This is a genomic window from Streptomyces sp. NPDC045026 (assembly GCF_056432625.1).
The window spans coordinates 1-24,410 of sequence record NZ_JBWKIS010000041.1 but is presented as its reverse complement, the minus strand read 5'-3'; the positions used below and the strand labels follow the sequence as shown (position 1 = coordinate 24,410).

At 68.2% G+C, this 24,410-nt stretch carries 19 protein-coding genes and 5 pseudogenes; 18 read left to right on the top strand and 6 right to left on the bottom strand.

From position 1 onward, the window contains the following. Nucleotides 1–28 precede the first annotated feature (28 nt). Together AC07EJ_RS42905 and AC07EJ_RS42900 are read left to right on the top strand one after the other, a co-directional pair. Nucleotides 29–496 carry an aconitase X swivel domain-containing protein gene (locus AC07EJ_RS42905; RefSeq protein WP_478886277.1) on the top strand — a complete coding sequence of 156 codons (468 nt, stop codon included), beginning with the start codon at nt 29–31 and terminating at the stop codon, nt 494–496. Then, nucleotides 493–1,917, top strand: a complete 1,425-nt coding sequence (locus AC07EJ_RS42900) for an MFS transporter (RefSeq protein ID WP_389484060.1) — start codon at nt 493–495, stop codon at nt 1,915–1,917. The genes AC07EJ_RS42905 and AC07EJ_RS42900 overlap by 4 nt, the downstream gene beginning before the upstream one ends. 592 nt (nt 1,918–2,509) lie before the next feature. On the opposite strand, the gene AC07EJ_RS42895 is transcribed toward AC07EJ_RS42900, so the two are convergent. Next, on the bottom strand, nt 2,510–3,919 hold the full coding sequence (locus AC07EJ_RS42895) for an alpha/beta hydrolase family protein (RefSeq protein ID WP_389484058.1): 1,410 nt from the start codon (nt 3,917–3,919) through the stop codon (nt 2,510–2,512). A gap of 74 nt (nt 3,920–3,993) precedes the next feature. After that, nucleotides 3,994–4,602, bottom strand: a complete 609-nt coding sequence (locus AC07EJ_RS42890) for a TMEM175 family protein (protein WP_389484056.1) — start codon at nt 4,600–4,602, stop codon at nt 3,994–3,996. A gap of 549 nt (nt 4,603–5,151) precedes the next feature. Between AC07EJ_RS42890 and AC07EJ_RS42885 the strand changes: the two genes are divergently transcribed. The 3 genes from AC07EJ_RS42885 (at nt 5,152) to AC07EJ_RS42875 (ending at nt 8,699) form a co-directional block, all read left to right on the top strand. After that, nucleotides 5,152–6,699: an alpha/beta fold hydrolase gene (locus AC07EJ_RS42885; protein ID WP_478886276.1), complete on the top strand. Its 1,548-nt coding sequence runs from the start codon at nt 5,152–5,154 to the stop codon at nt 6,697–6,699. A gap of 12 nt (nt 6,700–6,711) precedes the next feature. Beyond that, entirely contained in the window at nt 6,712–8,322 is a 1,611-nt protein-coding gene (locus AC07EJ_RS42880) for an alpha/beta fold hydrolase (protein WP_389484052.1), read from the top strand. A gap of 116 nt (nt 8,323–8,438) precedes the next feature. Continuing rightward, nucleotides 8,439–8,699 carry a hypothetical protein gene (locus AC07EJ_RS42875; protein WP_478886275.1) on the top strand — a complete coding sequence of 87 codons (261 nt, stop codon included), beginning with the start codon at nt 8,439–8,441 and terminating at the stop codon, nt 8,697–8,699. A 408-nt stretch (nt 8,700–9,107) separates the two neighbouring features. Here the strand turns inward: AC07EJ_RS42875 and AC07EJ_RS42870 are convergent. Next, nucleotides 9,108–9,995, bottom strand: a pseudogene (locus tag AC07EJ_RS42870) (alpha-galactosidase); the annotation flags it as partial. A 13-nt stretch (nt 9,996–10,008) separates the two neighbouring features. Between AC07EJ_RS42870 and AC07EJ_RS42865 the strand changes: the two are divergent. Together AC07EJ_RS42865 and AC07EJ_RS42860 are read left to right on the top strand one after the other, a co-directional pair. After that, nucleotides 10,009–10,371, top strand: a pseudogene (locus AC07EJ_RS42865) (GNAT family N-acetyltransferase); the annotation flags it as partial. A 190-nt stretch (nt 10,372–10,561) separates the two neighbouring features. Next, nucleotides 10,562–10,900 (top strand): cupin domain-containing protein, encoded by a 339-nt coding sequence (locus AC07EJ_RS42860; RefSeq protein ID WP_389484047.1) that lies wholly within the window; start codon nt 10,562–10,564, stop codon nt 10,898–10,900. Between the two features lie 703 nt (nt 10,901–11,603). On the opposite strand, the gene AC07EJ_RS42855 is transcribed toward AC07EJ_RS42860, so the two are convergent. After that, complete coding sequence (locus tag AC07EJ_RS42855) at nt 11,604–12,515, bottom strand: alpha/beta fold hydrolase (RefSeq protein WP_389484045.1); 912 nt, start codon at nt 12,513–12,515, stop codon at nt 11,604–11,606. A 61-nt stretch (nt 12,516–12,576) separates the two neighbouring features. Here AC07EJ_RS42855 and AC07EJ_RS42850 point away from each other — a divergent pair, with 61 nt between their 5' ends. After that, nucleotides 12,577–13,059, top strand: a complete 483-nt coding sequence (locus AC07EJ_RS42850; RefSeq protein ID WP_389484043.1) for a MarR family winged helix-turn-helix transcriptional regulator — start codon at nt 12,577–12,579, stop codon at nt 13,057–13,059. 377 nt (nt 13,060–13,436) lie between these two features. Next, a pseudogene (locus AC07EJ_RS42845) lies at nt 13,437–13,716 on the top strand (glycosyltransferase); the annotation flags it as partial. A gap of 166 nt (nt 13,717–13,882) precedes the next feature. Here AC07EJ_RS42845 and AC07EJ_RS42840 read toward each other — a convergent pair. Then, nucleotides 13,883–15,442, bottom strand: coding sequence for an SDR family oxidoreductase (locus AC07EJ_RS42840; RefSeq protein ID WP_478886274.1), 1,560 nt, complete (start codon nt 15,440–15,442; stop codon nt 13,883–13,885). 347 nt (nt 15,443–15,789) lie between these two features. Further along, nucleotides 15,790–16,815 (bottom strand): alcohol dehydrogenase, encoded by a 1,026-nt coding sequence (locus tag AC07EJ_RS42835; protein WP_478886273.1) that lies wholly within the window; start codon nt 16,813–16,815, stop codon nt 15,790–15,792. A gap of 561 nt (nt 16,816–17,376) precedes the next feature. Here AC07EJ_RS42835 and AC07EJ_RS42830 point away from each other — a divergent pair. From AC07EJ_RS42830 to AC07EJ_RS42790, 9 genes and pseudogenes are all read left to right on the top strand, one after another. After that, complete coding sequence (locus AC07EJ_RS42830; RefSeq protein ID WP_478886272.1) at nt 17,377–17,517, top strand: hypothetical protein; 141 nt, start codon at nt 17,377–17,379, stop codon at nt 17,515–17,517. Nucleotides 17,518–18,487: 970 nt separating this feature from the next. Continuing rightward, on the top strand, nt 18,488–19,261 hold the full coding sequence (ppgK, locus tag AC07EJ_RS42825; protein ID WP_478886271.1) for a polyphosphate--glucose phosphotransferase: 774 nt from the start codon (nt 18,488–18,490) through the stop codon (nt 19,259–19,261). Between the two features lie 106 nt (nt 19,262–19,367). Next, a pseudogene (gene pgi / locus AC07EJ_RS42820) lies at nt 19,368–19,637 on the top strand (glucose-6-phosphate isomerase); the annotation flags it as partial. Between the two features lie 49 nt (nt 19,638–19,686). After that, on the top strand, nt 19,687–20,718 hold the full coding sequence (gene gnd / locus AC07EJ_RS42815) for a phosphogluconate dehydrogenase (NAD(+)-dependent, decarboxylating) (RefSeq protein WP_389484033.1): 1,032 nt from the start codon (nt 19,687–19,689) through the stop codon (nt 20,716–20,718). 5 nt (nt 20,719–20,723) lie between these two features. Beyond that, nucleotides 20,724–21,398 carry a 6-phosphogluconolactonase gene (locus AC07EJ_RS42810; protein WP_478886270.1) on the top strand — a complete coding sequence of 225 codons (675 nt, stop codon included), beginning with the start codon at nt 20,724–20,726 and terminating at the stop codon, nt 21,396–21,398. Then, nucleotides 21,320–22,729 carry a glucose-6-phosphate dehydrogenase gene (gene zwf, locus AC07EJ_RS42805; RefSeq protein ID WP_389484029.1) on the top strand — a complete coding sequence of 470 codons (1,410 nt, stop codon included), beginning with the start codon at nt 21,320–21,322 and terminating at the stop codon, nt 22,727–22,729. Before AC07EJ_RS42810 ends, zwf begins: the two co-directional genes overlap by 79 nt. 510 nt (nt 22,730–23,239) lie before the next feature. After that, complete coding sequence (locus AC07EJ_RS42800; RefSeq protein ID WP_478886269.1) at nt 23,240–23,860, top strand: hypothetical protein; 621 nt, start codon at nt 23,240–23,242, stop codon at nt 23,858–23,860. Then, nucleotides 23,857–24,060, top strand: a complete 204-nt coding sequence (locus AC07EJ_RS42795) for a hypothetical protein (protein WP_389484024.1) — start codon at nt 23,857–23,859, stop codon at nt 24,058–24,060. The genes AC07EJ_RS42800 and AC07EJ_RS42795 overlap by 4 nt, the downstream gene beginning before the upstream one ends. Before the next feature lie 189 nt (nt 24,061–24,249). Continuing rightward, nucleotides 24,250–24,410 (top strand): annotated as a pseudogene (locus AC07EJ_RS42790) (DNA-directed RNA polymerase subunit alpha); the annotation flags it as partial.

Genomic DNA, 24,410 nt, shown 5'->3' with positions numbered 1-24,410 from the left:
GGGAGCTGCGGTGCATCGGAAACCAGTTGTGCTCCACGGACGCACGGTCGTCCCCGGGATCGTCGAGGGCGAGGCACTCGTCTCGTCGGCGACGGTCTCCGGCTGGGGCGGCATCGACCCGGCCCGCGGGGTCATCATCGAGCGCCGCCACCCGCTGTACGGCCAGTCCTTCGCGGGCCGGATCCTGGTCTTCCCGGGCGCCAAAGGCTCATCCGGCTGGTCCGGCTTCTTCCAGGCGACCCGCCTCGCGGGCACCGCGCCCCTCGGCATGATCTTCGTGACGGTGACCTCGAAGGCGGCGCTCGGCGCGGTCGTCACCCGGGTCCCGACCCTGACCGCCCTCGACGCCGACCCACTCACCGTCATCCGGACCGGCGACCGCGTCACCCTCGACGCCGACATGGGCACGGTGACCATCCACCCGGCCCCAGCCCCGGCATCCGCCCTCGTGTCCACGTCCGTTCACCACCCCTCAACGGCGAGGAGTCCCCGATGAACGCACAGCCCCCGGTCGTCGAACTCGCCCCGATCGTGGAGCGGCAGCCCGCCACGCGCCGCTGGATCGCGATGTACGCGGTCTGCTGCCTCATCACGTTCCTCGACGGCTTCGACTTCCAGATCCTGTCCTTCGCCGCCACCTACATCAAGAAGGACTTCCACCTCACCGAGACCCAGATCGGCACCCTGGGGACGGTCGGCCTGTTCGGCACCATGATCGGCGCGTTGATCATGGGATACGTCGCCGACCGCATCGGCCGCAGGCCCGCCATCCTCACCTGCGTCGTCGGCTTCGGCATCTTCATGCTGGCCTTCGCCTACGCCGACACCTATGCCCACCTGTTCGCCCTGCGCTTCGTGTCCGGGCTGTTCCTCGGCGGGGTGCTGCCGCTGACCTGGGCGCTGTCCGCGGAGTACGCGCCCAGGCGGTTCCGTGTCACCGGAGTCTCGATCATCATGGTCGGCTACACCCTCGGCGGTGCCGCGGGCGGCCCGCTGTCCAACTTCCTGGTCCCCGACCACGGTTGGCGTTCCGTCTTCGTACTGGGCGGGGCCTGCTCCCTGCTCACCGTCGTGGCGGTGTGGATATGTGTCCCGGAGTCGGTGAAGTTCCTCGCGGTACGGGCCCGCAGCGGCAGTGACGAGCGGATCACCCGCATCCTGCACCGTCTCCAGCCGGGCCTCGACCTGGCACCCGGCACCCGCTTCACCACTGGGGACCACCAACAGCAGTCCGCAGTCAAGGGATTCACCCTGGCAGCCCTTTTCCGCGGCCCGCTGGCTCGTATCACTCCCCTTCTGTGGCTGGTCTACCTGCTGTCCTCCGCCTTGATCTACTTCATGGTCTTCTGGACGCCGATGATCAACGAGGGGATGGGGTTCAGCGTCAGCGCTGCGGCCACCATCGCGGCGGCGGCCAGCGTGGCGGGAGCCTTCGGGCAGCTCGCGATCAGTCGTTTCGTCGACCGGAAGGGCGCCGGCGTCATCCTGTGGATGCCGCTGGCCGCCGTCGTCTGCATGCTCACTCTCGGCTTGGGAGCCCTCGCTCCAACCCTGTATGTGGTGGTCGTCATCTCGGCCAAGATGTTCATCAACGGTGGCCACGGCGGCATCACCAGTATCGCCGGCACCTTCTACCCGACGGCCGTACGCGCCAACGGGGCAGCCTGGGCCTCCTCGGTGGCCAAGGTCGGCGCGATGATCGGCCCCTGGCTCGGCGGAGTACTGCTCGACACGGGCCTCGGCGCCCGGGGCGCATTCGTGATCTTCGCGTTCTGTCCGGCGGCGATGGTCCTGGTCCTGATCTGCCTGGGCCGCGCCCAGCGCCGGCTGCCCATCGACGCGGAGGGCGCCGTCGCCACCACGCCCGAGCCCACCGTCACAACGGCCGCGTCGTCCAGGACGGTCACCCAGCCCTGACCGTGCTTGCCGACAGGGGCGGGAGTGGCGGCCGCCTCTCCTCTTCCGGACCGCTCGTGATCCCTTCCGACCGAGACCACGTCTCGTATCAGACGCGGGAGCGTCGCCGGATCCGCCGCCACGTGGGCCCCGAGATCCAGCAAGTGCGGTCGCTGCCGCGTGGCCCGACCAGGCTCGCGGTTCGGCGGGATTTCTTGCCCCGAACGGCGAACGAAGCCCCCCGCGTCCCTCGTCCTTGGCCGCCTCGGCACACCCGATCCGCGGGAAGTCCCGGTCTTCGCCTCGCAGATCGACAACGGCCTCCAGCAGAACTTCAGCAACACCTCGGTGGGCCTGCTCAATGCACTGCCTTACGCCGTGGCCGATCAATGCCGGCAGCGTTCAAGATTTCCCACACCGTGGACGCCGCGATCGGGTAACCCAGCCGGGCCAGTTACTTCCGTCTGTGACGTTGAGGGCGATACCTGAAATACCTCACCCCGCGCTCAACAGCTCGTCAGACCTGCTCACCTTGGTTCCCCATATGTGATGACGCCCGTCGTCCGCCTGATCTCGCCGCTCACCCGTTCGGCGAGCGGCTGCAACCTGGCTATCAGCGTCCCGGCAGCGTCTCCTGCAGCCAGTCGAAGACGACGTCGCAGTGCTGCTGCGGGGCCATCGGGGAACAGTGCAGCTGCGCGCCGGTGGCCGCGGTGAGCTTCACGTAGTCCTTGGGGGACGTCAGTTTGTTGAACATCGTCCGCGGCTGCCCGGGATAGAACTGCTCGTACTCGTAGTCAAGGACCAGGGTGGGCATCGTGATGCGGCCTACCACGCTCGTGATGGTCAGTGCCTCGATGCTTTTGGCGGGGGTGTAGAAGTCCGTGAAGACCTTGCCCTCGCGGGCAGCGAGCATCGCCGGGATGGAGAAGGGCTCGAAGCGCTTCTTCATCGTCGCGGCAGCGGCCGCAGGCAGCTCGGGGACGACTTCTTTGTTCCAGATATTGTTGGTCTGCTCCTTGTTCGGGGTGAGGATCTCCCGAATCTCCGGCGGGAAGCCCAGCCAGGGTTCCAGGCATCCAGGCATCGCCACCAGGGCGGCGATGCGCTTCTCGAAGGCCGCGGCCCGGGGGGCCAGGTTGCCCGCCATACTCAGCCCAGTCAGGGCGATCCTGCCGGCGTCCACGTCGGAGCGGGCGACCAGCCAGTCGACGAGCGGCGTGACCACCGTCTCCCAACGCGGTGTGAAAACCACCCGGTTCACAAAGAGCAATTGCCCCTGGCCCGGCCCGTCGTACACGAGGGCATTCCAGTCACGCTCCAGGGCGGCCGAGACGCCATAGGCCCACATGTCGACGTTCTGTCCATCGCTGCCGTTCGTGAGGATCACAGTGGGGCGCTGTTTGCCGGAGTCGTCAGGGCGGAAGAACCACACCGGCAGCGGGGTCTTCCCGTAGGGGATGCCCGCCGTCACCGGTGCTGGGTCGCACAGCTCACAGAACTTGTCCCAGGCACCGCGCCCGGCCCTGTACAGCTCTTCCTCGCTCTCGGGGGTGTCGGAGCCGAGGACGAAGAACAGAGCCTGGGCGTAGTACTGCGCCGCCCGCAGCGCGCGCAGGCGCCTGGTCTGCCGGTCGGGCTTGCTGCCCTCGGGCGCCCTCATCAGCTGGTCGCCGAGCTTCTTGAAGGTCTCGACGTACGTCTGCGAGGAGAGGCCGGCCTTGTTGATCGTGTTCACGGCGGTGAGCACCTCGCCCACCTCGCTTCCGCCGAACCCTGCCCCGCCGAGGGCCCAGAGGCCACTGAAGTTGAACGCCGGGTCCTTGAACAGCGTCATCACCCCAGGCGTGGCACCCACCGGCGAGCCAGTGGCCGACGCCGTGGGCCTGGGTGCGATCCCTTGTGCGGAGGTTCGGCTCGAGGAGGTGCAACCGGTAGCCAGCGCGACCCCGGCCCCACCGACGAGCCCGGCGAGCGCGGTGCGCCGGCTCAGGTGGGATGCGTCCTGCGATTCGTGCGTCATGCCAGCTGACCGTAAGGCGCGCCGCACGCGCCTCCCGGCACGACACAGCACGTTCCCCCAGCTGGAACATCCGGTCAGCGACCCCGTGCCGCGATCCGGGCGGCCACCATGGAAAGTGGCACGGCGGCGGCCCAGCTGTAGATCGCAGCGGTGGGCGAGACTCGCGCGATCCCCACCGAGAGCAGAAACACGACGGCCTGAGCGGGGAGCGGGACGCGGCGCCAGGGCGCGCCGGCGGAGCGGCTGGTGTGCAGGTCCATCGCATACAGCACCAGTGCGGCCGCGCCGATGACGGCCCCGTACAAGCCGGGACCGAGGAACTGGTCGCCGTAGTCCTCAAGAACCTTGGTGGGAAAAGGAATCGACGACACCAGTATCAGGAACGCCACGTTGAGCCAGAACAGGTACGAGTCGATCGGCCCTGCGTTCCGCAGCGCCGCGTGGTGGGCGCGCCAGAACAGCGCGATCACCACCGCACTCAGCAGGAAGGCACCCGCCTGGGACTGAACTTCGTCCAGTGCCCGGTGCAGCTCCGCCCCGCGAAGGCCCTCGGGCAGCTTGATGTCCAGCACGAGCAACGTCATGGCGATGGCCACCACGCCGTCGGTGAGAGCGAGCATCCTGTCCTTCGATACGCGATCCACCTCGGGTGGGACCAATGGCCGCCGCTCACTTTCGTTCATGGAACCTGTCGTAGCACCCGCCCTCCGCAGGCGGAGCCAACCAGGCACGTGTCGTCCACTCGTAGCCCGTGTCGGGTTCCAGAACTCGGCACGCTTCGACCGGGCCGACCGCGCCTGCCTCGCCGCGCTGCTCCGACACCTGCCCAGGGCGCTGCGGTAACACTGTCTGACATCAAAGTCGTAAAGATCCCTCCGCAGCGCCCTCAAGCGAACGGGTCCGCGGAAAGGTTCGTGCGCACCGTCCGCTCGGAGGTCACCGATCGGATGCTCATCTTCAGCCAGCGCCACCTGCAGGGTGTGCTGGACGAATTACGAAAGGTCAGCGTCGACCCGCACGTCAGCGCCGCCGGCCTCTTCTGGAACGAACCCCGCAGGGTGATGCGGCGTGCGTCCCATCGTGTCGGATGGGCCGGGGGGTACGGGTTGTGACCGCTCGGCGTGCACCCGAACGCGCCACCCGGTAACGTCGAAAACGCGCGTTCCGCCCAATCCGCCGCGGCCCGGTCCCGTCAGTGGCCGCCGCCGATGTCGGCAGAGGAACGGGATCACATGCCAAAGCGCAGCATCCACGCGGTGACTGCCGCGGCCGCTCTGGCCTGCGTGGCAGCATTCGGCACCACACCGATCAGCGCCTCATCAGCAGCTGCCCAGGCCGCAGAGCCCAGCCCGGCAGCCCCCAGGTTCGTGCCGGGTGCCTGTCCGAAGCCGCCCGAGCCCATCGAAGCGCTGAGCAAGGCACGGTGCGGCTTCCTGGAGGTCCCCGAGAACCGCTCCCGCCCCGGCGGCCGAACCGTCAAGCTGGCCGTCGCGGTCATTCCGGCCGCTGTGGAGAAGCCCTCCGAGGACCCGGTGGTGTTCATGGCGGGCGGCCCCGGTGGCGACACGTTCGACGATATTCCCTTCCTCGTGGACTCCGGCCTGAACAAGGACCGCGAGCTGATCGTCATGGCCCAGCGCGGCAACCTCTACGACCAGCCGAACCTCGCCTGCCCTGAGGTCGACCGGTTCAACGCGCAGGCCGTGGGCCTGGGATATGACTCACAGCGGGCGGAACAACTCATGCTGAAGGCGGTGAAGGACTGCCGGGGCCGCCTGACGGCCGCCGGCGGCGACCTGAGCGCCTACAACACCACCGAGAACGCCGCGGACTTCGCCGACCTGCGCAAGGCGTTGGACATCCCCCGATGGAACGTCTACGGGTACTCCTACGGCAGCAATCTGGCCCTCACCTACCTGCGCCTGCACCCCGAGGGAATCCGTGCGGTCGCGATCGACTCGATCACACCTCCCCAGGTCACGACCCTGCCGTGGGGATGGGGCAGCGCCGCTGAGGGAATCCACAACATCTTCAAGGCGTGCGCGGCGCAGCCCGCCTGCAAGGACCGCTACCCGGACCTTCCCCGCCTGCTGACGGAGCAGGTGCGCAAACTGGAGGCGCACCCCCTGACTCTGAACGTCACGCCGCCGAGCGGAGGAAAGCCGGTCAAGGTCGTCCTCGACGGGGGCGCGCTGCTGAACCTGATCGTCGCCTTAACCCCCCGGCCCAAGGACATCCCGGCGGCTCTCGACGAACTCAGCCGCGGAAATCCGAAGCGCTTCGCGCAGGCCCGCGCGGCCGGCTCGGTCCAGAACGTCGGCGCCTTCGCGCACGGCCTGACGAACTCGATAGCGTGCGGCGAGTGGGCTCCGGGTTACTCGGAATCCGACGTGCTGAAAGCGGGGCGCAAGGCCTTCCCCGGGTGGCCGGACACAGTCCTGGCACAGGTGCCGCAGCTGCCCTTCCAGTACCCGGCGTGCGGGATCTGGAACGTTCCGGACCGCGCGAAGGTACAGCGGGTGGCCACGGTCAGCTCGGTGCCGGCGCTCGTCGTCTCCGGCACGTTCGACGTGAAGACCGGGGCGAGTTGGGCGAAGGGCGTGGCCCGCAACCTGTCCCGCTCGACCGCCATACAGGTCCCCGGGATCGGCCACTGGGTGGTCCCGCAGTCTCCTTGCGCGCAGCGCGTGCTGGCGTCGTTCTTCGCCCGCCCGACCGCCCCCGACACCTCGTGCGTGGACGCTCTCGAGCCCGAACCGTTCACGATCACCCCGAAATGACTGTGAGGGCAGATGACCTTCCACCACGCGCTCCGTCGTCGACGCCCCGTACGACGACTCCGGGCCACGTCGGTCGGCATAGCAACCGGTCTCCTCGTCACCGGCCTGCTCGCAGCGCCTGCTCAGGCACAGTCCCGCACCGACACCAGCGGCGGCCCCGAGGCGCCGATCGGCACGGCCGCACGCAAGGTGGGCGACGCCGGCTACGAACCGGGCCCCTGCCCCAAGACGCCGGAACCGGTCGAGGCGCTCAAGGGGGCCCGCTGCGGATCCCTCACCGTGCCGGAGAACCGCGCCAAGTCGACCGGTAAAACGATCAAACTCGGTGTCGCGATCGTGCCCGCCAAGTCCGCCACACCGAAACCCGACCCCATCGTGTGGCTCGCTGGCGGACCAGGGGACGACGCGGTCGGGGAGGCGAAGATGGCGATCGACGGCGGCCTGAACCGCGACCGTGACGTGATCCTCATGTCCCAGCGCGGTACGTACTCGGCCGAGCCGAACCTCCTGTGTCCCAACATCGACAGGTTCAACGCGCAAACGGTCGGTCTCGTCTACGACGCGCCGTCCACCGAGCGCCTGCACGTCGAGGCCACGAAGGCCTGCCACGACCAGCTGGCGGCTCGTGGGATCGACCTCAGTGCCTACAACGACACCGAGAGCGCCGCCGACTACGACGACCTGCACACCGCGCTCGGAATCAAACAGTGGAACCTGTACGCCATCTCCTACGGCACCCACCTGGCACTCGTCTACATGCGCCTGCACCCCGACGGGCTCCGCTCGGTGGGCCTCGACGGCATACTGCCGCCGTCCAAGGGCGGGGCGGCCCTGACCTGGAGCAGTGCCCGGCAGGGCTTCGACGGCCTGTTCAAGGCCTGCGCGGACCAGCCCGCGTGCAACAAGCGCTACCCGAACCTGTCGGCCACCTTCGACAAGCTCGTCCGCGACCTCGAAGCCAAGCCGGTCACCACCACGGTCAAGCTCCCCGGGAGCGACAAGCCGGTGAAGGTCGTACTGGACGGCGGGGCACTGGTGAACTGGATGACCTCCGCCACCCACGTGGCGCCCCAAGTACCCATCGCCCTCGATGAGCTGGCGCACGGCAAGCCCCAGCGGATCGCCAAGCAGTGGGCCGGCGGCAAGCTGAGCCCCCAGGCCATGGGCAGGGTTGCGCACGGTCTCGTCTACGGAGTCTTCTGCAGCGAGTGGACGCCGTACGAGAGCGAGGAAGAGGCGCTCCAAGGCGGACAGGACGCGTTCCCCTCCTTCCCCCGCTCGGTCCAGGCCCAAGCCCCTCAGCTCACGTTCCTCCGCCCGGACTGCGACGTCTGGAACGTCCCCGCGGCACCACGCTCGATCCGGGACGTGACCCGCGGCGACATCCCCACCCTCGCCTTGTCGGGCAGCTTCGACTCCCAGACCGGGGCGGACAACGGGCCGTACGTCGCCCGTACGTTGAGCAAGGCCAAGGTCGTCACGGTCCCGTTCGAGCCGCACGTGGTGTTCGCCACCTCGAAGTGCGCCCAGGAGATCACCGTCTCCTTCTTCGACACCCCGGCCGCACCGAAGACCGCATGTCTGAAGAGCCTCGAACCGCCCAAGTTCGAGATCGGTCGCTGAGCCGACGGCTACTCCACTGCTGCTGGCTCTTGGATGGAGGAGAGCCGAGCAGAGGGTCCCGACCGCTCTGGCCAGTCATCTCCTGGCTCGGGATGAGGAAGGTCGGGAGTTCGAAGGTGAGACGTTTCCGTCAGGACCGCATCTTCGACGAAGCACGGCACTGCGCCTGCCGAAAACTCTATTCGAGCTGTTCAGGCGGCATGTTGGCATTCGTGGAGGACTCCGCCGAGGCGGTCTTTTCGACGTATGTCGAGGTGGGTGCTCTGTGCGCGGGTGAACGGTTCGGGGACGGCACGCAGGGGTGTTGCCTGATGCATCGCTTGGTGGGGTCGGTGTGTGTTGTGGTGCAGTTCGAACTTGCGGAGCGCGTGGCGTAGGTGGTGCGGCACGTGCGGGCATGGCGCCGCTTGATCAGATCGCGGTGCCGTCGCAGCGCGGTGTCAGGTCGTACCAGTAGCCGTGACCGGCGTAGGACCTAACGGGGCAGCCGCACTGGCAGAGCGGCTGGCAACGCCCGGTCCTTCGCCGCGAGTCTCACCCGGTCCGTGCCGAGCTGCTGCGCAAGGACGGTGGGGCAACGTCAACCGACTTACTGGCGTGGTGAAGGTCGTCCTTGTCCTTCACCACGCCTCAGCATGAGCTCGGAAACCCTCGCTGAGCAGAAGGCACAACAGGCAGGGGCACGCGGCAGGGTTGAGGACGACGGCGCCTGATCAGCCGGCAGCACGAGCGGAAAGAACGTGTCCCCTCGGGATCCGGCCGGAGGCCCGCCGTTTCGACGTGTGTCACAGGCGGCGCAGCACCGTGAGTTCGGCGTCGTGCTCGGCGCTCCAGCAAAACGGCAGGCCCACGTGGCGCAGGTACGCGCCGCCGTACTCCTGGCCATCGGTCTCGTCCCGGTACCGCGCCCCGGCGTCAACTCCCTTGAGGCGCAGGCGATCGGGGCGTCCCGGGACCAGTGGCGATCCGTCGAGCCGGCCCGTGCTCAGGGCGGCGACCACGACACGGGTCCCGTCGGGCGCGACGGACTCGACGCCGAATGTCGGTTCGTCCGGCGAGCCCAGGACGTAGGTGTCGCCGTGGTGGACGACGTCCCGGACGTCCTTGTAGCGAGCGATCCACCGTGTGGCCGACGCCAGTTGTTCCTCGCTCCACGTGCCGAGGTCGGCACCGATGCCGAGGACGCCCGTCATCGCGCTGACGAAACGGAACGCGAGGGAGCGCGGCCGTGGGTCGAACAACCCCTGCGCGTCGGTGACCCAGGAGCTCATGGTGTGCGGCGCGTGTGCGTGGAGGTAGCCGTGCTGGATCCGGAGCCGGTCCAGCGGGGCGGTGTTGTCACTCGGCCACACCACATCGGTGCGGGCGAGCGTGGTGTGGTCGATCCGGCCGCCGCCGCCCGCGCAGCCCTCGACGGTGACGTGCGGGTGGCGGGCGCGGAGATGGTCCAGGACGCGGAGATAGCCCGCCACGTGCGCGGCGTCGAGGTCGAGCTGCTGCGCCGGCTTCGGTCCGGGGCGGCCGCGTTCGGTGGGCGGGCGGTTCATGTCCCACTTCAGGTACGCGATGTCGTAGCGCCCGAGGAGCCGGTCGAGGGTGCCGAGGACGAAGTCCTGGATGTCCTCGCGGCCGAGGTCCAGGAGGAGCTGGTTGCGGACGCGGCGGCCCGTGCGATGCGGCAACTGGTGCCGCGAGGAGCTCACGCTCAGAAGTGCGGAGCTCGTTGACCTCCGAGCGGCTGTGGCAGAGCGAGACGGCAATGTCGTGGGGTTCACGACCTTGGAGGGCGAGCCGCCGCGGGGTGTGCTGGGCATGATGTTCGTCGATCCCAGTGCGATCGGGCAGGGCATCGGCCGTCTGTTGTTCGATCACAGTGTCAAGACTGCTCAGGGTTTGGGCTTCAGGCAGTTCACCCTTGATGCGGACCCGAACGCTGAGCCGTTCTATGAGGCTATGGGGGCAGTTCCTGTTGGTGTTGTTCCCTCGGGGTCGATCTCTGGCCGGACTCTCACCCAGTATCTGGTCGACGTTCCTAGTCGGGCGTCATGAAGATGAGAGGTAGCCAGCCTCGTGCATGTTGGCATCGGATGCGACGGCCTCGCGGCGTACTGGTACGGCCGGGAACACGTAGGTGGGACCGCCGCACGCCAATGTTGCCTCCGGCCCCGTACGTCACGTCTCCAGCGGGCTCCGGCCAACCCCGGCTCCGTACTCCTCACTGCCTACAGAGGTCACTGTCATGAAGAACGAGCGGGAATTCTTTTCACCAGACGCCATGCAGTGGCGCACCGGGCCGCAGTCCGGGACCGTCGAGAGGATTCTGAGCAGGGACGAGGCTGATCCGGAGGTGCTGACCCGGCTGGTGCGCTGGGAGCCCGGCCTCGACACCTCACTCTCCGGCGTGATCCGGCACGAGTGGGTCGAGGAGGTCTATCTACTCGAAGGCGACCTGCACGACCTGACCCTGGATCAGACCTTCTGCGCCGGAGACTTCGCCTCCCGGCCCCCGGGTATGGAACACGGCCCGTACCGCACCACCGGAGGCTGCGTGATGTTGGAGATCCGCTACCGGCCGTAGCCCGCGTCGCCGCTGAGTGAGTGTCTGGAAACGCGGGACACCGGCGCTGGAGGCCCAGAAGACTCTGCAAGGGTCGGTAATCGACGGATGAACAGGCTTCCCAGGCCATGGTGGGTCCTCAGCCCGACCGCGTAACTACTCCGGAACGTTGGTGCTGTTCGGGGGATTGAATACGCAGAACTCGTTGCCTTCCGGGTCGGCAACGAGATCCAGCGAAAGCCGTGTCGCCGAAGACGGCCTCGCGGCCCCCGCACGGGCCGGGTTCCACCCACTCAGCTGGTCGAAGTTCCCTGATGGCGGTGCCAAAGTCGAGGCCATGGTGCATGCGCGGTTCTTGCCCTGCTTTGGTTCTGGGACGTGCCGCAGGAGAAGGGTTGGTGCAGGAGCGAGCCCGACCAGGCTCAGGTAGGGAGGTCCCTGGAAGCCGCGCCGGTAGTCCAGCGGGGGCGAGCGTGGCAAGCCAGAAGTTCGCTTGCGCTTCGGTGTCGACACAGTCCAGCGTCACAACGATCTGCATGGCGGAAGGGTAGGAGGCTTGGTCCTGAAGGGTGCCAATATTCGCGCACGGCTGCGATGCGCGCCCTGGGCTACCCGACGGACACGGATGCGCAGCGCGGCGAAGGTGCACCGGTGCCCGCTCTCTGCGTGATCGTTTGCCGGTGCCTTGCCCGGTCGGGTGTCACTGATCGTGGACCGTCCCGCGTTACCCGAGGTTGTCGAGTTTTTCGTAGAAGGACAGGAGGCCGTCTGCGAGCCTGTCGGGGGCTTCCATCGCCGCGTAGTGGCCGATCCCGTCAAGGGCGAGGGCGCTGACGTCCTCGGCGACCTGGCGCATTGTCGTCGGGGTGAACTCTCCTGATCTGCCGCCGACGGCGAGCATGGGCGTGGTGAGTTTCCGGGATGCCAGTTGGTGGATTTCGTCGCCTTCGCGGAGCATCGATCGGTACAGTCCAGCCGCGCCGTTGAACGCGTCGGGTCGCGCGTAGGAGCGGGCGAGTTCGTCGATGTCGTCGTCGGTGAACGCGTCGGGGGTCATGCAGAGCGACGGGATCGCGTACTGCGCGAGGAATGCCCGTTCTCGTCCGGTGAGCAGCATTTCGGGGATGCCCGGGGCGGCGAGCACGCCGATGTGCCAGGCGCCGCCGTGGGCGACGTCCGCGAGTTTTTCGACACCGAATCCGGGCAGCCCGGTCTCGATGGCCGCATAGCTTCGTACAAGGTCGGGGCGTGTGGCGGTGACGCGGAACGTGGTGGGGCCGCTGATGTCCTGGCCCGTGAGGTGGACGGGGCCTGTGTCGAGCCGCGCGATCAGTTCACTCAGGTCCTGGGCCGCCGTCACGCTGTCGTGCGCGGTGGTCGCGGTGGCGGAGTCGCCGAAGCCGCGAAGGTCGGGGGCGAATACGCGGTGGTGTTTGCTGAGCAGGGGGATCAGCTTGTGGAAGACCCACCAGGTCTCGGGGAAGCCGTGGACCAGCATGACGGGAGAGCCCGTGGTTCCGGCCGATATGTAGTGCAGTTCGGTCCCGTTCAGGCTGACATGGTGGTGTTCGACGCCCGGGATGGTGGCGCCGCCGGTCATGGGGTCCATCGTTCTCCTGGATTCGATCGACAACATGGTTGTCAATCTATGGGTCGACAACGTGGTTGTCGACCTCGTTTCTCGTATGCTTCGTCGCATGGCACGTTCACCGGGCGCTGAACTCGCGCTGCTGCTTCTCGGCGGCTTCCAGTCGATGGTGGACGATGTGCACGGCGAACTGGCGCACCGCGGACACCCGGGCGTCCGCGCAGGGCATGAGTTCGCCCTGCGCGCCGTCGACGAGGGAGCGGACACGGCCTCGGAGCTCGGCCGCCGGCTCTCGGTCTCCAAGCAGGGCGCTGCCAGGACGATCGCCGCACTGGAGAAGCTCGGATACGTCGAGCGGGAGCCCGACCCGAGCGACGGCCGCCTCAAACGGCTGCGGGTCACCGACCGCGGCCACGACATGATGACGCTCGGCGCCTCGCTCTTCGACGATGTGCGCGAGCGCTGGGCGGCACATATGGGGCCCGAGCAACTCCAGGCCCTTGAAGCACACCTGGCCCGGCTTGTCGCGAGTCGGCCGTCGAACGTTGCAGCCGCGGCACGGCTCAATGAGGATCTCGGCGAGGTCACCTGAGGCCGGCCGATCGCCGGACGTCACCGGCCGACCCGAGGTGACAGCCGTCGGCGGGATTCGAACGATTCGCGGACACCGGCAGCGGTTCCTCCGTGCCAGTGAAGAGCAGGCCAGCCTGGCTGTCGGAGAAACGCTGTTTTGAAGTCGGCTGTCACCTCGTGAGGGTGGTGCTGTATTCCCTGCCTGCGGCTGCCGTGACGGCATCCTTGAGCCCGCCGCCGTGGACGACCTCGAACCCGATCCGCCCACGTCCACGACGCCGAAGTCGGCTACGCCCGGGGCTCGAACGCCGAGCAGTTGCTCGACCGAGATCGCCGCGCTGACGGCGGCCGGGTGCATCCGGCGTGTTCGCGGACAGGCAGTGCAGGGTGAGGCCGATGAGGATCCTGATCGCCGCCGCGGGATCGCGCGGCGACATCGCGCCCTATGCGGGCCTGGGGGTCGATCCGCGCCGGGCCGGGTACGAGTTACCCTCGCCACCGCAGACACTTTCGCGCCCTCGTGCGCTACGCAGGGCTGGAGTTCCGCAGTCTTCCCGTCGACCCGCGGGTGCGCGGCGGCGTCACAGACAGACGTGAACTGATGTGCACCGCTGCCGAGTTCGTCGCCGAACTGGGTCAGGGCTTCGCCGACGCGATGAACGATGGCGCGGACCTCCCTCCACGCTGTACGGCTTTACGCCAGCCCGGCTGTGTTCCCTGCGTATGTCGGTCAACGTAGCCTTCGTGCTCGCCAGAACCGGTCCAGCCCCTCCAAGGGCACGACGATCGCGTCGGGAGAGTCGGCGGAGGCGGATCGGCGGGAGAAGAGTCGGCGCGTACTCTCAGCCGGCCGACGAGTTCTGCTCTCGCCGGGCTTGCGAGTCCACTGCCGCTGCGGCCGCGGCGATGTTGCGGGCCATGCCACCGAACACGAGGGCGTGGAACGGCGAGACACTCCACCAGTACGCATGCCCGAGCAGCCCGTGCGGGTGGAACAGGGCCCGCTGGCGGTAGCGGGCCCGCCCGTCGGCGTCGGAATCTGCGTACATCTCCAGCCAGGCCAGGCCCGGCAGCCGCATTTCGGCCCGCAGCCGCAGCAGTCGGCCGGGCTCGATCTCCTCGACGCGCCAGAAGTCGAGTGAATCCCCGACCCGCAATCGTGCCGCGTCGCGGCGGCCCCGGCGCAGGCCCACCCCGCCGACGAGGCGGTCGAGCCAGCCCCGTACGGCCCAGGCGAGTGGGAGTGAGTACCAGCCGTTGTCGCCCCCGATTCCCTCGATGACGTGCCACAGGGCCAGAGGTGAGGCGTCCGTGGCCAGCTCCCTGCGGTCCGTGTAGAGGCTGCCGCCTGCCCAGTCCGGATCAGTGGGCAGCGGGTCGCTTGGCGCACCCGGCACCGACGCGGACGACCACCGGGTGTCGACCCGCGCGTCCTGGACGCGCCTCAGGGCGAGCTCCAACGCTGCGTCGAGTCCGATGGGTGCCCCCGGCGGATCGGAGACATAGCGAGCGATGTCGTGCTCGCGGCAGACCACTTCGTGCCGCAGAGACTCGGTGAGCGGCCGCGCGATGGAGCTGGGCACGGGTGTGACCAGGCCGACCCAGTGGCTGGAGAGGCGGGGCGTCAGCATCGGCACGGGCAGGATCAGCCGTCGCGGCAGCTTCGCGACGGACGCGTACCTGCGCATCATGTCCCGGTACGTCAGGACGTCGGGGCCCCCGATGTCGAAGGTGCGGTGCACGTCGGCGGGCATGCGGGCACTGCCGACGAGGTAGCGCAGCACGTCACGTACCGCGATCGGCTGGATGCGGGTGCGCACCCAGCTCGGTGTGACCATCACCGGCAGCCGCTCGGTGAGGTAGCGCAGCATCTCGAAGGAGGCGGAGCCGGAACCGATGATGACCGCGGCGCGCAGAACTGTTGTCGGCACGCCCGAGTCCAGGAGGACGCGGCCGACCTCTGCGCGCGAGCGCAGATGCGGCGACAGCTCCTCGGCGGGCACTCCGGCCGGGGTGAGCCCGCCGAGGTAGACGATGCGTCCCACGCCCGCCGTGCGGGCCTGTTCACCGAAGATCCGTGCCGCCTCACGATCGGTCCTCTCGAAGCCCTGTCCCGTGCCGAGGGCGTGGACCAGGTAATACGCGACATCGACTCCCTCCATGGCGGCAACGACCGATTTGGCGTCCATGACGTCACCGCGCACGATGTCGACGTCACCCGCCCACGGATGGTCACGCAGCTTGGCGGGTGTGCGGGCCAGGCAACGGACGTCGTGCCCAGCGGCGAGCAGTTCGGGGACGAGACGCCCGCCGATGTAGCCGGTCGCACCGGTGACGAGGCAGCGCAGCCCGCCTCCGGCACTGTCCAGGCTCACGTGCCGCACGCCGGCTCCGCCGTTCATGTCCGTCTCCCTCACTCGCCCGCAGCCCCATCCCACGATCCGTCGTACGGGGTGCTTCCGCACGAGGGGAGCCGGCGACGGATACGCCGAGGGTTCAGCGCGTCGCGGCATCCGACATCCTCAGAGGCGAGCTACCGCGCACGGTCTGCGCCCGGACCGCCCGCCCGACGAGGCCGATGGACGAGTTCGACGGAGAGTCAGAACCAGTTTGCAATCCGACGGCTGGCGGAACCCCTGACGCTGGCGCCGTGACTCGAGTAGTGGCCGCAAGCGCAGGGATGCCGCCACCGATGGCTCCACGCACGGGCCCCCACCTGCAGCGATGACTTTCCGAGCCTCACAGGGTGTCAGCCGACCGTGAGCACCATCCGGAAGCGGGCCTTGCCGGCGAGCATCTTCTTGTAGGCCTCGTCCGCACGGTCCAGTGGCACGGTCTCGGTCATCGGGCGGATGCCGTGCAGGACGCTGAATGCCATGGTGTCCTCAACGTCCTGCGAGGTGCCGGACGGGTGGCCGCGGACGATGTAGGCGTTCATGAGCAGCTGGGCCGGGCTGATGCCAAGCGGCTCGGTGTCCGCCCCGATAACCACGAGCTCCCCGCGGGGGGCCAGGCCGTCCACGGTGGCCGTGATGGCTTCGGAGTTCCCGGCGGTGGCCAGGACGACCTTGGCGCCGCCGAGGGACTGCAGGGCCTCGGCGACCGGAGTGCCGGAGGTGCTGTCGACGTAGTGATGGGCTCCCAGCTGTTCGGCGAAGCCGGCCTTCTCGGGGCCGCGGGCGATTGCGACGGTTTCGAAGCCCATTGCGACCGCGTACTGCACCCCGAGGTGCCCGAGGCCGCCGAGACCGAGCACCGCGATCAGATCGCCGGACCGGGCGGAGCTGCGCCGAAGCCCGTTGAAGACGGTCACGCCCGCGCAGGCCATCGGCCCTGCGTCGTTCGCCGACATCGCGTCGGGGATCCGGGCCAGCGCGTCGACGGGCGCGATCACCTTCTCGGCGAATCCTCCGTCGTATGCCCATCCGGGGACCTTCAGGTTCCGGCAGACGATGAAGTCGCCCTCCCGGCAGGGTTTGCAGTGGCCGCAGCTGCCGCCGAACCAGCCGACCGCGACCCGGTCGCCGACCTGCCATCCACGGTCCTGAGTGCCTTCGCCCAGTTCCTCGATGTGCCCGGCGATCTCATGTCCGGGTACCTCGGGGAACGACACGTCTGGTAGTCCAGCGCTCACGAAAAGTGCGTCGGAGTGGCAGACACCGCATGCCTCCACCGCGATCCTGACCTGGCCGGAACCCGGCTGCGCCACCTCTCGCTCGGCGAGTTCGAACGTGCCGTTGGGTTCATTCACCTGTGCGACTCGGTAGGTACTCATCTTCAGCGCTCCTCGGGGAAGTTGTCTTCGTACATGGGCAGGCCGCTCAGGGATTGTTTTCGGAAGGCTTCCTCCTCGATCCGGTCTGGCCTCCCGGTCCCGCAGACCGAGCACGAGGCATCGTGACCGTGCAGGAACGAACGGAGCCTCAACTTCCCCCGTACGTGGGCGTGCCCTTGGTCGATCCAGTCGATTGCGCTGGCCTGCCGGGCCCTGCGTCGCGCCGAGCGATCGGTGGGCCGAGAGACGCTGCGTAGCGCTTCAAAATGCCTTCAGTGGCTGTGATCTGGGATTTCGTCCGACAGTCAGTTGGCTCGGTGGTATTCGTTGATGAGGCCCGCGATGGCTTTTCGGTGTTCGATCCGGGTTGAGGGCAGGGGGAGGATGTCCGGGTCGTCGTTGGGCGCGAGCTGGTCTCGGCCTTGGTGGAGTCGGTGGCTGTTGAAGTGGTCGGCGTAGTGGTGGAGGTGCGGGTGCCGAAATCCCCATCCACGGCCTGCGACGTGCAGATTTGCGCGAACGGTCGGTGATCGCCGGATCGGCGTGTCAAGCTGATCAATCTTGCTGCTGCGACTGCCCTACCTCGCCGTGTCGGGCATGTTCGCCTTGATACGGCTGCTGCCGATGAGCAGCATGGACAAGGACATCGAGATATTGACGCTGCGCCACCAGCTGGTTGTGCTGCAGCGGCAGATCGACTAAGAGACCCGGCAGGCCGCCTACCCGCCGTGCGATCCAGGCCCTGGTGCTGCGCCTGGCCCGAGAGAATCCCCGGTGGGCAGAACCCCCGGTGGGGATACCGCAGGATCCACGGCGAACTCGCTGCCCTGTTCGAATCGTTCTGCAACCGGCATCGGCCTCACCGCACCCTGCACAGCCCGGCGCCTCTGCGGCGAGTTCCCGAAATGATCACCGAACCGGACCGACGAGACCGGCTGGACATCCATCGGCGTGACCGACTCGGCGGCATCCTTCACGAGTACACACACGCGGCCTGATCTGCCCGGACGTAATAATCGGCACTCACAGGTTGCCGGGCTGCGCCAACTTGGGGGAGAGGGAAGCGAATTCGGCCTAATCCAAGGCATCCGTCTCGCCCCACGTCGTAGTGCTGACGATCAGTGAGCGGCTGTGGCTGCCGGTGAGCTCGCCGGGGGCCAGGGCCTGTGCGTCGAACCGGGTGGTCCATGCGGCCAGCGCGTCGGCGTTGCGGGCACTGCCGAGCAGCGTGGCGACAGGTCTGCATCCAGCGGTCCGTGCTCGAGTTCATGCGGGGCATCCGGACGCCGGTCGGGTTGGCATCACGCCTCCGTAAGCTCTGGCCGCGGCCGGTCCGGGTGGGGGAGAGGAGACGGCTCATGGATGCGGGGGACCTGCGGGATGGGTCCCGGTCGGCTTGATTTCCGAAAGTTACTGGAGGGTGCCGTCGCGGCCGGCGTGAGTCGCAGGCGTGTTCCTCTCGAACCTCTCGAACGGAGGGGAATGCTAATGCCCTTGCGGATATGCAAGCATTGGATATACACCCTAATCTTCGATATGGCCCGATAAAGGTGATGTGGCGAATATCGGTGGTATGTGTGAAAATCAGTAATTACGTGGCGAGGCTCTTGCGGGGCCTAACGTCCAAGATTCACACAACACGATTTGGGCCAGCCCCTGAGGGGAGCGGGCAGTGGCGCAGGAAACTCTGGACAAGGCGGCCCACGTGCTGGGAGTCGACATCGGCGGCACCGGTATCAAGGGTGCGGCGGTCGACCTCGAGCTCGGCAGCCTCATCGGTGAGCGGGTTCGGATCCCGACCCCGCATCCGGCGACCCCGGGGGCAGTCGCGGACGTGGTCGTGACGATGCTCTCCCAGATCGGCGTCCTAGGACCGGTCGGGCTGACGCTCCCGGCCGTCATCCGGGGTGGCAAAGTCCAGACGACGTCCAATATCGACCCGGCCTGGATGGAGACGGACGCGGCCCAGCTCTTCGCGCGAGCGACCGGCCGCGACGTGAGGGTGGTGAACGACGCCGACGCGGCCGGGATCGCCGAGATGCGGTTCGGCGCCGGCAAGGGACGCAAGGGCATCGTCGTGATGGTGACGCTCGGCACCGGTATCGGCAGCGCCGTCTTCACCGACGGGTTCCTGGTGCCCAACAGCGAGCTGGGGCACCTGCCGCTGCACCACGGGGATGCCGAGGACTGGGCCGCGGAGTCGGTGCGCGAGCACGACGACCTGTCCTGGAAGAAATGGGCGCACCGTCTGGAGAGGTATCTCGAGCTTGTCCAACGGCTGCTGTGGCCCGACCTGATCATCATCGGCGGCGGCGTCAGCAAGAAGGCCGACAAGTTCCTGCCGCACATCGAGCTCAGGACCGAGATCGTGCCGGCGCAGCTGTTCAACGATGCGGGCATTGTCGGCGCGGCGCTCTTCGCCCCGGCCGGGGAAGGGCAGCCCTAGCCCTCCGCGGTCGATTTGACGGCCCGGGCAGCACCTTCAGGGAGGCTGGCGTTGAGCAACAACGACCTGGCAACACTTTCCGTCAACACGATCCGCACCGGACGAGGTGCGCGCCGAGGGGACGGCGAAGGACGTGGCGCCGCACCGGGTGATGGAGGGCAACCGCCCGACGGACGTGCTGCTGGCCGAGGTGCTCACGCCGTACCGCGAAGCCGGGCGCCCGAGCCAGGGGACGATCTGGGGATCGACTCCTTCGATTCGACCAATCGACTCCTTCGACCAGTGGGGCGTCGAGCTCGGCAAGGTGCTCGCTGTCGCGATCATCTCGGAACTCGAGAGCGCGACCGAGCCTGGGTTCGGCCACACCTCGTCCACGAACGCGCTGATCCGGCACTACCGCACGCTCAAGGACCAGGAGGCGCCACATGGCGACAGACAAGCCCATGCAGCTGGGGATGATCGGGCTCGGCCGGATGGGGTCGAACCTGGTGCGTCGGCTGATGCGAGACGGCCACCATTGCGTCGTGTCCGACGTCAACGCGGCCGCCGTCGCCGAACTGGCCGGCGAGGGCGCGACGGGCGCAGACTCACTCCAGGACTTCGTCGCGAAACTGGACAAGCCACGTGCCCTATGGCTCATGCTTCCGGCTGCGATCGTCGACTCCATTCTCGATCAGCTCGAGCCGTTGCTGGAGCCCGGCGACATCCTCATCGACGGCGGCAATTCCTACTACCGCGACGACATCACGCGCGCCAAGCGTCTTGCCGACAAGTCGCTGCACTATGTCGACTGCGGGACCAGTGGTGGGGTCTGGGGGCTGGAGCGCGGCTACTGCCTGATGATCGGCGGCGAGGATGAGGCCGTGGCCCATCTCGACCCGATCTTCAAGACGATCGCTCCCGGCGAGGGCAGCGCCGAGCCGACGCCGAGCCGGACCCGGACCGACGGCACCGCCCCGCTCGGGTACCTGCACTGCGGGCCGAACGGCGCCGGGCACTTCGTGAAGATGGTCCACAACGGGGTCGAGTACGGGATGATGGCCGCGATCGCCGAGGGCCTCAGCATCATCAAGCGCGCGGACGCCGGCACAAGCCGGCAAGAGGTCGACGCGGAGACGACGCCGCTGCGCGATCCGTGGGCCTACCAGTACGACATCGACGTCGGCGAGGTGGCCGAGGTCTGGCGGCGCGGCTCGGTCGTCGGCTCGTGGCTGGTCGACCTGACCGCCGACGCCTTCGCCAGGTCGCCCTCTCTCGACGGCTTCACCGGGCGGGTCTCCGACTCCGGGGAAGGCCGCTGGACCGTCCTCGCCGCGGTGGACGAAGGCGTCCCGGTACCGGTCATCACCACCTCGCTCTACGAGCGCTTCGAGTCCAGGGAGGCCGGGGAGTTCGCCGACAAGATCCTCTCGGCGATGCGCTCCGAGTTCGGCGGGCACGCCGAAAAGAAGGGCTGAGGGCTGTGCATCACGAATGGGAGCACATGGCGGTGTTCCAGGTCGACGAGCGGGTCGCGCCCGACGGCGACCCGGACCGTAGCCTCACCCACCTGCGCGAGAGCCTCGGTGCGGCCCCCGCCGAGGTCATCGCGATGCCCGTGAACGACGCCGACCCTGACGCGGCGGCCGCCGCCTACGGGCGGTCGCTGCCCGAGCGATTCGACCTCGTTCACCTGGGCCTCGGCCCGGACGGGCACACCGCCTCGCTGGTGCCAGGGGACCCGGTGCTCGAAGTCTCGGACGGGCCGGTGGCTCTGACGGCGCCCTACATGAGCCACCAGCGCATGTCACTCACCTATCCTGCACTCGCTCGCGCCCAGCAGGTGCTCTGGCTCATCACCGGAGCGGACAAGCGCGAACCGCTCTCGAGGCCCGTTGCGGGAGCCCGGTCGATTCCCGCCGGCCGGGTCGAGGCGGCGGCGTCGCCCGTCCTCGCGGACGCGGCGGCGGCCGGTGGCCGGTGGCCGGTGGCCGGGGTCCTGCTCGCGTCGGCGCCCAGCCGCCAGCAGGACCAAGATGCCCGACCCCATTGCCGTGCCGGCTCCGTGAGGAGGATGAGGTGGCTTCGAACTCGTCGAACGTTCCCGCAGACGTGCTGGTCATTTTCGGGATCAGTGGAGACCTCGCACGCAAGATGACGTTCCGCTCGCTCTATCGGCTTGAGCGGCGCAAGTTGCTGACCTGCCCCATCGTCGGAGTGGCACGCGACGGCTGGTCCGACGACGCGCTGCGTGACCACGCCCGCGCGGCGATCAAGGCAGCGGGCGAGCCGCTGGACGACAGCGTCTTTGCCCGGTTCGCCGCCCGACTCAGCTATGTGCAGGGCGATTACGCCGACCCGGAGACGTTCCATCGCCTCGCCCGGGCGGTCAACGGCAAGCGGCACCCGGTCTTCTATCTGGAGATCCCGCCGTCGCTGTTTGCCCGGGTGGTCGAGGGTCTGGCAGGTGTCGGGCTGACCAAGGGCGCCCGGGTCGTCGTGGAGAAGCCATTCGGGCATGACCTCGCGTCGGCGCGTGCCCTCAACGCCGAGCTGCGTCAGCTCCTTGATGAGGATCAGCTGCTGAGGATCGATCACTTCCTCGGCAAGGAGCCGGCGATGGACATCCAGTTCCTGCGGTTCGCCAACTCCGTGTTCGAGCCGGTGTGGAACCGCGACCACGTCTCCTGCGTGCAGATCACCATGGCCGAGGACTTCGGGGTCGAGGACCGCGGCCACTTCTACGACCCGGTCGGCGCGCTCCGCGACGTCGTGCAGAACCATCTGTTGCAGCTGCTCGCCCTGATGGCGTCCGAGCCGCCGTCAGCCGCCGATGCGGACGCGCTCCGTGACCGCCGGGTTGACGTGTTCCGGGCGATCCCCGACGCCGACCCGGCCCACTACGTCCGCGGGCAGTACGAGGGGTACCTGCAGGTCCCCGGCGTGCGGCCGCGTTCGCGCACCGAGACCTTCGTCGGGTTGCGGCTGGAGGTCGAGAACTGGCGCTGGTCCGGGGTGCCGTTCTTCATCCGCGCCGGCAAGTCGCTCCCCGAGCGTGTGACCGAGATCCGGATCGTGTTCAAGCGCCCGCCGCGGCTTGCGTTCGCGGAGCGGTTCGCGCCCGAGCCCGACCAGTGGATCCTGCGGATCGATCCGAGCCCTGGCGTGAACTTCCGCATCCAGGCCAAGCAGCCGGGCAAGCAGGACACGCAGCTGGTGGACCTTGACCTCCTCTTCGCGGCCGAGCTGGGTGAGGCACCCGAACCGTACGAGCGCCTGCTCAGTGATGCAATGCAGGGCAACGCGAGCCTGTTCACCCGGGAGGACTCGGTGGAGGAGACGTGGCGAATCGTCCAGCCACTGCTGGAGGCGCCCGGCGATCCGGAGCGCTACCGGCCGGGGACCTGGGGACCGGAGGGAGCGAGCAAGCTCGTCGCCGGATATCCGCGGTGGCACGAACCATGGCTGCCGGCGAGATCTCCCGACTGACACAGCCGAGCCCCGGCCCTGGTGAACCGCAAGCTGATCAGCCCACCCACGTGAGGTACGAGAGTCCAGTCCAACGGATGGTGGTGGCCAGAAGCGGTTTTCGGCGTCCAGGAACAGCCTACGGACGCCGAGATCGCGTAGATCATCGATGCAAAGGCAGTGATCTTCGAGAGTTCCTCCTGAGGCTCGCGGAGGGCGGTCCGTCCGGCGAAGTGTCCATCCGTCGCTGATTGAGCCGACGAGGACGTCGTGGTGGTCGGTGCGAGCCATCGGGCGTCCCCAGTTGCTGTTCTCTCGGGCCTGGCGCAGGTTGAGCTGTTTGACAGGGGCGCGGTGGAGGGTCTGCCGGGGCGGCGGTGCCGGGTGAACGTCCGTTTCCTGGCGATGAGTTGGCGGTGCCAGGCCAGGAGTGTGGTGGGGGTGACCGTGAAGGTCTGGCACGGGCGCTCGCGCGGGACGAACTGCGAGAGCACGGGAGCCAGATCCGGTCTGCGGGCTCGTGGCGGACGCGTGCGATCTGACGGCGCAGCACCGCGTTGTCGTGCCGTAACGCGAGCCGGATCCTCGCACCTACGTCCGCCGGCTCGCCCCGCAGGAGTACGAGATACCGCACCATGCCCAGGATGTCTTCCGGCGCACCCGCGCCGAACGGGCGGCGGCCGGCGGCCGTTCGGCACCGACGGCCCCCTCACCGTCCTCGACCTCTGCTGCTCGTACGGCCTCAACGCTGCTCTTCTCAACCACCACGTCACACTGGCCGAGCTGCACGCGCACTGCACCAGCCCCGAGGCCGACGCCCTCGCGGCCACCGAACTCGTCGAACGCGACAAGAAGTTCTACGCCTCACGGCGCCGCGCGGACGCGGCTCCGGTCCTCGGGCTCGACACAGCCGACAACGCTGTCCAGTACGCCCTGGCCGTCGGCCTGCTCGACGAGGCCTACGCCAAGAACGTGGAACACCACCCGCCCAGCCTCCGGTTACGGCGCGCCGTCGCGGACACTGGACTGATCACGGTCACAGGAGGAGTCGGCTACATCACCCATCGCACCTTCCACGCGTTGCAGTGGAGGAAGCGGGGGCCGACTTGGGTCAGCGTGTTCGTCCTGCGCGCCGTCCCCAACCGGCCGTGATCGCACAGTTGGCAGCTCACGGCCTGACCACCGAGACCGACTCCGCACGGACCTGTCCCCAGCGGCTGTTCACCAGCGCGGCGGAACAGCGTCGCGCCGTCGACCAGGTGCTCCGTGCCGGCGACGACCCCACCGGACTGGAGGCGGAAGGTCGCTATCACACCCGGCTGTACCAGTCCCGGCCCTCGGCGTATGACTGACGCCCAGGAGCAGGAGCAGCTGATCGTCGGGCCCCACGCCAGCGAGAACTGGGGCCGCCGAGTGGCCGGCAGACGGGCGGAGTCGGGCAGTTCGGCCTCTTCGGAGGCTGTATCGCCCAGATCGCACGTACCCTTCGTGGTGTCTACGGCGTCACATAGCGGGCGCCGAACCACTGGAGGCAATACCTCGTGCTGATTGCTCAGCGTCCGTCCCTGACCGAAGAGGTCGTCGACGAGTTCCGCTCCCGGTTCGTCATCGAGCCGCTGGAGCCGGGCTTCGGTTACACCCTCGGCAACTCCCTGCGCCGGACCCTTCTCTCCTCGATTCCGGGTGCGGCGGTCACGTCCAT